The sequence below is a fragment of the Psychroflexus salinarum genome (assembly GCF_042677225.1).
In the GTDB taxonomy this organism is placed as follows: Bacteria; Bacteroidota; Bacteroidia; order Flavobacteriales; family Flavobacteriaceae; genus Psychroflexus; species Psychroflexus salinarum.
Genome location: NZ_JBHTIV010000021.1, coordinates 1 through 8273 on the forward strand (window position 1 = coordinate 1; position 8273 = coordinate 8273).

The following is an 8273-nucleotide window of genomic DNA, read 5'->3' on the forward strand; positions in this document are numbered from 1 at the left end:
CCAATTTGGAGGTTCAAGATGTTCCTCTTGAAATAATTCTGAAATATGATAAGAATCTGTATTTTTTAGTTTTTCTAGCTTTTTTTGAACTGAAATTCTTAATTCAGGACTTTCTGATAATTTATTTATTATTTCTTCGTTTAGCTTTGTTTGCTTCTCATCTATGTCTATTGTCCTAAGAATATTGTAAAGGTATTGTTGCCCAACTTTTGAATGAGTTCTATCAAGAAACATAAACAAATCGTCAAAATCCAAGTCATTACAGGTTTTATCTGATAATATTTGATATGCTTTTGAATTATCTTTATTTCTAAAGTATTTTTCAATGTAATCAAAGTCAAAAGAGTCATCTTTCGGTTTCCCAAATGATTCTTTTAATCTATTATTTAACTCTTTTTTTCGATTGAATTTTATTTGAGTAAAAGTGTATTTAATTTGATATATAATATCTTTAATCATTCAAAAATTAGTGTAGTGTTTCTGTTTAACGTTACAAAAATATTCAGTTTATTTCAGTTTTTTCGACATTACTAGCAACGTTCTAGTGTATGAGTAGTGGCGGATTAAAAACCACTTACTTTTCGATTAAGCACTTACCATTATTAATATTCATTTCCTTTCAATTTACCACCAAACCCGCTATTGCTTATACACATTGTTGGCAGCAGGCATTATTTATTTTTTGCTCTTTCAGCTAACATTTTTGTCGCAGGAAGATGGAATTTGTCTTCTATTTCCTTCAGTTTTTTAAAGTCGATTTTATGCATTTTGCAATGTTCTACAACCTTAAATTTTAAAAGTCGTACTGCTGTTTTGGAAAAATTCTTGTCGGAAGTCCTATCTGCTATTTCATTTAGCTTGATATTCTTGTCATACCACATTTTAATACCATGATTAACTATGAAGGCAGCAGGAGTCATTTCTTTTGTGCTCACATTTTCAGCAATCTTCAATAGGTTAATAGAGCCTAAGGCATGAATTGCCTTAGTAATAAATCCATGTAATACTCCAAAGTTTACATTCCAATAAATACCTTTAACGAGTTTTTCAAGCTTATCAACGCTTAAGTCTTTTCCATCTTCATTTTCTTCTATGATTTGGTTAATACGCTCTTTTAAAAGATTGACAATGGTTTGTTCTGTCCCTTCATCTTTTATTATTTCAATGAATGAGGTTAAAATTCTTAGGTGTACTTTAAGGCCTTGTTCAAAAATGTATTCAAGACGATTTAAGCTAAGGGAACCCGAACGGTTTTTTATGATAAGACCCATTACTTCAACGGTTTTTATGCTCAATCTTAAATCTCGAAGAAGTTCAGAAGATATCTCATCATTATCTAGAGGAGTACTGTTTGGTGTGTCATTTTTACTGTCTTCAATTTCAGATTTTTCAATCAGCAACTTTTTTCTTTCTGCTTCCGGGTCATGTTGGTAAGAAGGTAAAATTGCCTTAATTATTTTGTCTTCATGTTTATCAAAAAATGATAATTCATCCGTTTCTAAAGTAGCAGGCTCATACCTTTCAAATAGAATTTCGGCATTTATCAAAAGTTCATCAAGTAGGTTGTCTGATTTTGTATGATGTGCAATAAAGACTGTTATGTATGCATTCTCATCCTTGTGAAGATTCGAAAGTATGTTGGTTATTGCTTCTTTTTGTTCAGATTCATGCTCTGAAATGTACTTGGCAACGAAAAAGTAGTATATGTAGGAATAGCAGTAACCGTACTGATTGAAAGAATCAAATTTACATATGTTTACATTGGAAAGTTTTGCCACCAATTCACTTAATGGAATGGGTAAATTAAAGTGGGATTCATAATAATCTGTAAATTCTTCAAAATCATCTCTATCTAAGTTAACTCCATTGTTTTTGTCAAAAATCCAATATGATAATTCAGTCAAAAAGTTGGTATAAATGTCTATTTGTTCATTCGCAACACCTTCTCTTCTTAGATACAAGTAAATCAAAGCCTGATAGCAATGACCTTGTGATGTTATTTCAGAATCGAGAGGTTTTTGTGTGTCTTGAGCTGCAAGGATTGACAGAATGAAAAACGGATATGAAGGCATAATACCTTTTCCAAAAATAATTCCAAGAGAGTTTTCAATTTTTTCAGTTTTATCATCAATGCTTTGTTGTAAGTGATTAGGATTGATTTGTATTTGAGATTCTTCTTTTACTTCAATCCATTTTCTTATTAACTCATTACGTTCTAAGGATGTAAACTCTCTTATTTTAAATTTACTATACTCAGCTATTAACGCTTGGTTTTTAATATTCAAACCAAAAATGTCATCAACTATTAAAACCTGATACCTAAAAGATTCATATTGTTCAATATATTTTTCCTGATATTTTGCAATATGGAAGTTGTCGACAATTGGAACAACTCTTTTAATATCAATATCTTCAAAGGTTTCGAAATCATATTGTTCTAAAAATGCTTTTTCGAGTTTATTTTGAGGATTTCCTAAATATTTGTTTTCATCATCTAGAAAGACAGGAACGAAGTTAAGTTCTCTGTAAATCTGAAATAGAACCTTACAAAGGGTGGTTTTTCCTGCTTGGTTTTCTCCTGCAATAATTAGCTTTTCATAGATAAGTATTTCTGAGTTTAAGTTTTTTGAATCGTACTTATGTGAGACTTCTTCTTCATCATAACATTTTAATCTAGGGTAAACGAATATGTCTTCTAGGTTTAAAATTTCCTTGTTCCTATGTGATTTGGTTAATATATCTGCACCATTTAGAAATTTGTTGAATGGGTCTTTTAATTTCAAGGATTTGATTGTATTCACTGAATGACAAACTTTCATTATCCAATTAATAGCGTCTAACCACCCTTCGTTTTTATCCGAAAATGAAGTCACGGCTTTTCCATCTGTTGGTACTGCTAATAATTCACTTAATTCTTTATGAATAGTCCATGCACATGGACTTAGAATTATTGGAATTACTCTAATTCCTTTAGTCTCTCTTAGTCTAAGGGCAACATCTTTTTCTTCTAAACAAGCATTTGAAGCTAGAAAATTGCTTGAAATCATTAAACAGATTATTTCTGCATTTTCTAAGTTGTTGTCAATATCATTTTGAAACTCTTCTCCTGTTTCAATCTTTCTGTCATACCATTCAGATACAATACCATTATTTTTTAATGGTGCAACATGAGTGATAAAATCTTCAATTAGATTTTCGTCTTTGTGTGAGTAGCTTATAAAAAGTTTATTCATTCGATATGTGTTGTCGTTTTTTTAGCTTGCTGCCAACTAGTTTTTTACTGCAAAAAATACTTGTTAACGAATATTCTTTACGGGATAAACTTAGTATTAAATATTCATAATCATTTTAGAATTTAAACATACACAAACCTCAAACGGTTTGCAATAAAAATCAATGATAATTTCTATAACAAAAATTACTGGAGTCAATTAAAAAATTCAAATCTTTTTATTAAAACTTAAATTCCGAATTTCTCCTTCGCTTGTTTCCAGTTTTTATTTAATATAGGTCTATTTACAGTTGTTTTTCCATTGGAGGGTTCACCTGAATAATGACAATATTTTTCTGGAAAATCAGGATTTTTATATTTGTTCCACATTTTAAAAGCTTCATAATGCATTGGTTTTTCTATATTAAAAGCTATTTCCTTTCCAGTTCTAATGCAATATCCAATTCCATTCTTTATTATGCTATTATCCTCACTTTCCCTTTTCTTAATATTTTTTTTAAAAACTTTATCATAGCTTTTATTATTAAAGAAATCAGAGAGTTTATCTATTTCTATTTCAGACCTAATGTATTTTTTAGAACTCAAAATATTTTTCTTTTCATAAACAGGACTTTTCATAAAAAGTAATTCGGCTTGCTGTAAAACTGTTTCAAAATAGTTCCAAGAATCATCATCTAAACTATTCCTGCTGTTTTCCATTAAAACTCCCGCTTCTATATTGTTATTTTGAGAAAACCCGTAAAGATTCATTGAAGTCAAGATGGAATTAAAGTCGTTTGCATAATATTTAGCATGTAGCCTTTTTTCATGTAAAATTTCAATATTTGGGAACTGTTTAAAAAAATCAAAGTCTTCTTGCTTCATGCTTTTTGACATATCATCTTCATTTTTACCAAACAAAACAGTTATTCTTAAATTGTCATTTTGAAGTTTTGTAAGAAGTGAAGATTTATATCTATCATGAAGTTTAATATATGGAGATATTAAGATAATATCATTCTCTGCAGTTTCAAATATTTTTTCAAGCTCTGAATTTAATTCGTTTCCTTTTAAAAATTTAGCCATTTTTAATTATAAAGTTAGTTCTCGATTTTAAGTTAGTTTGAAAAATAAAAATACATTAAAATTTAAAACTCCGCTTTTTAAAGTATTTTAAATATTAACTTCACAAAACACAATTACCTCTTGAGCTCTTACAAACATCCACTTGAGGATTGAAGAATTTCCTCTTGAGGAAAGTTGCAAAAAGACTAGTCTTTTTAAACAAAAAGAGTACTACTTTTATGGGAAAAGAGTACTCTTTTTTATTGAATTCATTTTGTAAACTACTACTAAAGTAAAGATAAACTAAAATGTTTAATTAGCTCACCCACCAACTAAAAAAACTCAACGCCATGTTACCACAGCGTTGAGCAGTTTAAAACTACAGCTGTCAACCCTTAGGGTTTATTGACTTCCTGTTCCCAGGACGCCCCGCTGATGTCTGTTAGTTTTATAGTGTAAGTGCCTGCCGGTAAATCCTGCAGGACTGGATCCTTAAGAGACAGTTTTGCTTTGGCACCCAGCGGAACCACCAGACTGTGCTGACCAGGCTTGACTTTGGCCACATAATAGTTGGAGATGCTTTCCTCCCCCATGTTGGCTAAGTCAGCTTGGGTATAGTTCAGGATGCTTTGCTGTTGCGCATCCAGGACTTCAATGCCAATGATCCAGGCGCCGTACACATCTACACCTTCGGTCCTGAACACATCAAAGCTTATCGCTTCGTGGCTCATCATCGCCTCCGTAATCTCGAGTTTTGGCTTCACCGATTTGTTATGCAAGGTTCCCCATAGACCGCCATGAAACACCTGGTTGGTCATGAGCGTCATGCCAAAAATCAGAAGCGATCCTATCAGCACTACCTTTGGAAATATGCTATCTCGTATAGGCAGAATGCCAGAACCTAACCATGCAAAGGCTTTGGTTTTGGTCAGGCTATAGTTGTTTTTCATCAGGTAATTGTCCAGTGAATACTTACCACTTCCCGTTAGGAATAAAACAAAACCGGTGGCAATACCCAGCACGCCAATCTGCCATTCATCCAGGCAGGTGGTACCGATCCAGCCCGACCCCAGAAGGATGCCCATAGCCAAACCAAAGACACCTATACTCATGAGACGGGTAAAGAGTCCAAACATGATAAACAGGCCTACAATCCCTTCTATGATAGTAAAGATGACCATATTGATCCACAGGATATCCGGATTTTCTACCAGGTATTGTATAATTGGCTTGATGCCTAACGCATTGGGTAAAAAGTGGTTGAATTTTTCTCCGATGTATCCCGCCTGTTCCGGGTCGAGTTTATCGGCTAAAATCGTTCGTCGCCATAGGGCAGAAAAGTAGGTCCATCCTACAACGAGTCGTATCGCAAGCGTCAATAAGCCTGCGTCGTTTTTGGGTGTTATAGATTTCATAGAGATTTAGATTAAATAGTAAGACTTATAAACCCATTCTTCTTGAGTTGAAATCCATATAAGATCCCGTTGTCCACCACCTCTAAAAGTTCTGGCAACTGGTCTGGGTTAATATTGAATTTATTAAGCGATAGACCACAAGCTGATACTTTCACATTCTGCAGCTTGGCCTGCTTCAAAAGCATAGTAAAGTCAGCGTTATTTTTCATGTCGCTCACGGTCTTTCCACAGAAAATAACCTTGAATTCGCCATAGTTTTCGCCGTCTTCTTCAGCCAGCGAGGTAGCCGTCATCAGGATAGGTTTCAGTTGTTTGATGTTTTTGGACAGCACCACATAATCATGTTGATCTGAATGGTGGTCCTGAGCTTTCATCTCACTAGTTCCCAAAATAAGAAAAAGTAAGGCTGTGATGTATGTTATTGAATGTTTCATTGTTTGTAATTTAAGTTTGAATTTATACTAAAGAATATCAGTCCGCCGAGTAGGGCTATATTTTTAAAAAGAGGCCCCATGCTTTCTGCCTGCCCCACCTGCACCGCAAGTGTAATAGGAACTAAAACCGCTATAAGTACTATAGATGCGATTTTAGTTTTGAAGCCTATAAGCAAGGCTATACCAGCTATAAGCATCACGACTCCAGAAAGGATGACAGCAATTTCAGGGGTTCCCAGTAGCTGACCAATAAATCCCATACTGGCATCCTCCAGTCTCTGTATTGTTTTTTGAGTATTGATAAAATGACTGATGCTGGCTACTATAAATATGAAGCTCAGCATTACCCGAAGTAAGACTACTGAAGTGTAGCTGACCTGCAACGTGTTAGGTTTAGATTTCATTTTAAATGATCTGTGTTTATTGATAACAGTCGCTGTTGAACACTTAAGGCTTTTGCAAGAAGAGAGTTGGTTTTTAGTTCTCGTATCTTCGAGTCATCGGATAGTCATAGGTCTAATAGTCGAGAGGAAGGGATTTAATTATGAATTAGTAATTTTTAATTTCCTAATTCCTACAACCTAAAACCTCTTTTATGTGACTCAAAAACTCACAAACTATTTTCCAAAACCTTTTTTTCTTATAAAAACTCCCTTTAGGGCCAGGGCAAAAAGTTGGTTTTTAGTTTTTCGTGTATTCGAGTCTTCGGATAGTCATAGGTCTAATAGTCGAGAGGAAGGGATTTAATTATTAATTTATAATTTCCTAAAACCTAATTCCTAAAACCTCTTTTATATGACTCACAAACTCAAGAACTCAAATACTATTTTCCAAAACCTCAGTTAGCTAACTGTTTTTACGATTTGTAATTTGATTTAAATACGTTTTTTTGGGTAAGGATTCCCTACAGATAAACCTTGAGATTGCTGTAAAGAATATACAATGGCACTGAAGAGGCCACCTTTGGTCTTGCGTAGTCGTTTTGAATAGAAGCCTGAAGGAAAGTGGCATCAAACTCTACACTAAAATTGATAGGTCCTGCATAGGAAAATTGCTTTGCCTCCAGCTTGCTCGTCGTTGCTTTGGCTTGAACAATCTCCTGCGTTTGGCAACTGAACTGTGGTGCAAGCGACTGACTTTTACTCGACACCTGAGTCTGTTCGACGCCAAGCTCAGCCTGTACAAAATTTCTAACCTTGCACGGTGAAAGTAATAGCAAAAGGGCGAGGCCTAATACAGAAAAAACTGATGCTATGTTTTTCATTCTTTTCACAGCGTAAAACTAATGATTCTTATCACCCACCGCTGCCTTTAAGTATTAAAGTTAAATTAAGAATTTCATAAATAAAACTGGGTCTAAGTCTCAAATTTTGGAAGTCGTCACATTTGCCAACTCTAAAAAAGCCAGTATGAAGCAGGTGTATTACCAAAAGCTGTATTATTTTTAGGGACTAAAACCATCACAAAATGCCCTTAGAACTTCATCCCTCCAAAAGAATGAATTCCATCACCAAAGATGACACCTCGCCTGAAGTGTATATTTTGCAAACCAAAGTAAAGGCAGAGTTATCGATGCAGGAGTTGTGTTACCGCATCAACCAATCCTGCAGCCTCACCGAAGCCGATGTGCTTGCCTGTATCTCCCAGCTCAATCATCAGGTCTGGGATGCCTTGCAACAAGGCTATAAAGTAAATCTTGGCGATCTGGGCAGTTTCAAAATGGCGATCCAGTCAGCCTCCAAACCTCAGCCCTCAGACTTGCGAAAAAGCGATGTCCAGAAGTTAAAAATCAATTACCAGCCCAGCAAACGCCTTAAGAAGCAACTGCGAGGTGGTGTGGAGATGAAGATTGTTTATAAGAAGTAGGGAGGCTACGTCACTTCGAGCCTGCCTTCCAAGTTAACGCAGGCAGACTCAATGACCAACTGGAATTCTGGTGGCTGAGTGTCCGCCTCAGGCGGATGTATCGAGAAGTGGTTTATTATCAAAGCATCGAATAACTAGAAAAAAGTCTTGCGTTGAGTCGAGTTCTCGAAATGTCAGTTCGATTTCTATGACGTAACCAAACGATTTTGATACAAAGTTTGATTTTTTATAAGTGCAAAAACAATATGTATTATTTTGTTTCTGACAGCATTTAAAACACTC

At 34.5% G+C, this 8273-nt stretch carries 7 protein-coding genes and 1 pseudogene; 1 reads left to right on the forward strand and 7 read right to left on the reverse strand.

Annotation, left to right across the window (positions count from 1 at the left end):
• The 7 genes and pseudogenes from ACFQ0R_RS11905 to ACFQ0R_RS11935 form a co-directional block, all read right to left on the reverse strand.
• Positions 1 to 459: pseudogene (locus ACFQ0R_RS11905) on the reverse strand (MutS-related protein); the annotation flags it as partial.
• Between the two features lie 212 nt (positions 460 to 671).
• Positions 672 to 3233: a TIR domain-containing protein gene (locus ACFQ0R_RS11910; RefSeq protein ID WP_379658607.1), complete on the reverse strand. Its 2562-nt coding sequence runs from the start codon at positions 3231 to 3233 to the stop codon at positions 672 to 674.
• Between the two features lie 227 nt (positions 3234 to 3460).
• Positions 3461 to 4297 (reverse strand): phospholipase D family protein, encoded by an 837-nt coding sequence (locus ACFQ0R_RS11915; protein ID WP_379658608.1) that lies wholly within the window; start codon positions 4295 to 4297, stop codon positions 3461 to 3463.
• Positions 4298 to 4671: 374 nt separating this feature from the next.
• Entirely contained in the window at positions 4672 to 5691 is a 1020-nt protein-coding gene (locus ACFQ0R_RS11920; protein WP_379658609.1) for a TQO small subunit DoxD, read from the reverse strand.
• Positions 5692 to 5702: 11 nt separating this feature from the next.
• Positions 5703 to 6125, reverse strand: coding sequence for a DsrE family protein (locus ACFQ0R_RS11925; RefSeq protein ID WP_379658610.1), 423 nt, complete (start codon positions 6123 to 6125; stop codon positions 5703 to 5705).
• A complete protein-coding gene (locus tag ACFQ0R_RS11930; RefSeq protein WP_379658611.1) occupies positions 6122 to 6529 on the reverse strand; it encodes a DoxX family protein in 408 nt (135 codons plus the stop codon). Before ACFQ0R_RS11930 ends, ACFQ0R_RS11925 begins: the two co-directional genes overlap by 4 nt.
• A 500-nt stretch (positions 6530 to 7029) precedes the next feature.
• Positions 7030 to 7275, reverse strand: coding sequence for a hypothetical protein (locus ACFQ0R_RS11935; RefSeq protein ID WP_379658612.1), 246 nt, complete (start codon positions 7273 to 7275; stop codon positions 7030 to 7032).
• 317 nt (positions 7276 to 7592) lie between these two features.
• Between ACFQ0R_RS11935 and ACFQ0R_RS11940 the strand changes: the two genes are divergently transcribed.
• Positions 7593 to 7991 (forward strand): HU family DNA-binding protein, encoded by a 399-nt coding sequence (locus ACFQ0R_RS11940; RefSeq protein ID WP_379658613.1) that lies wholly within the window; start codon positions 7593 to 7595, stop codon positions 7989 to 7991.
• Positions 7992 to 8273 lie beyond the last annotated feature (282 nt).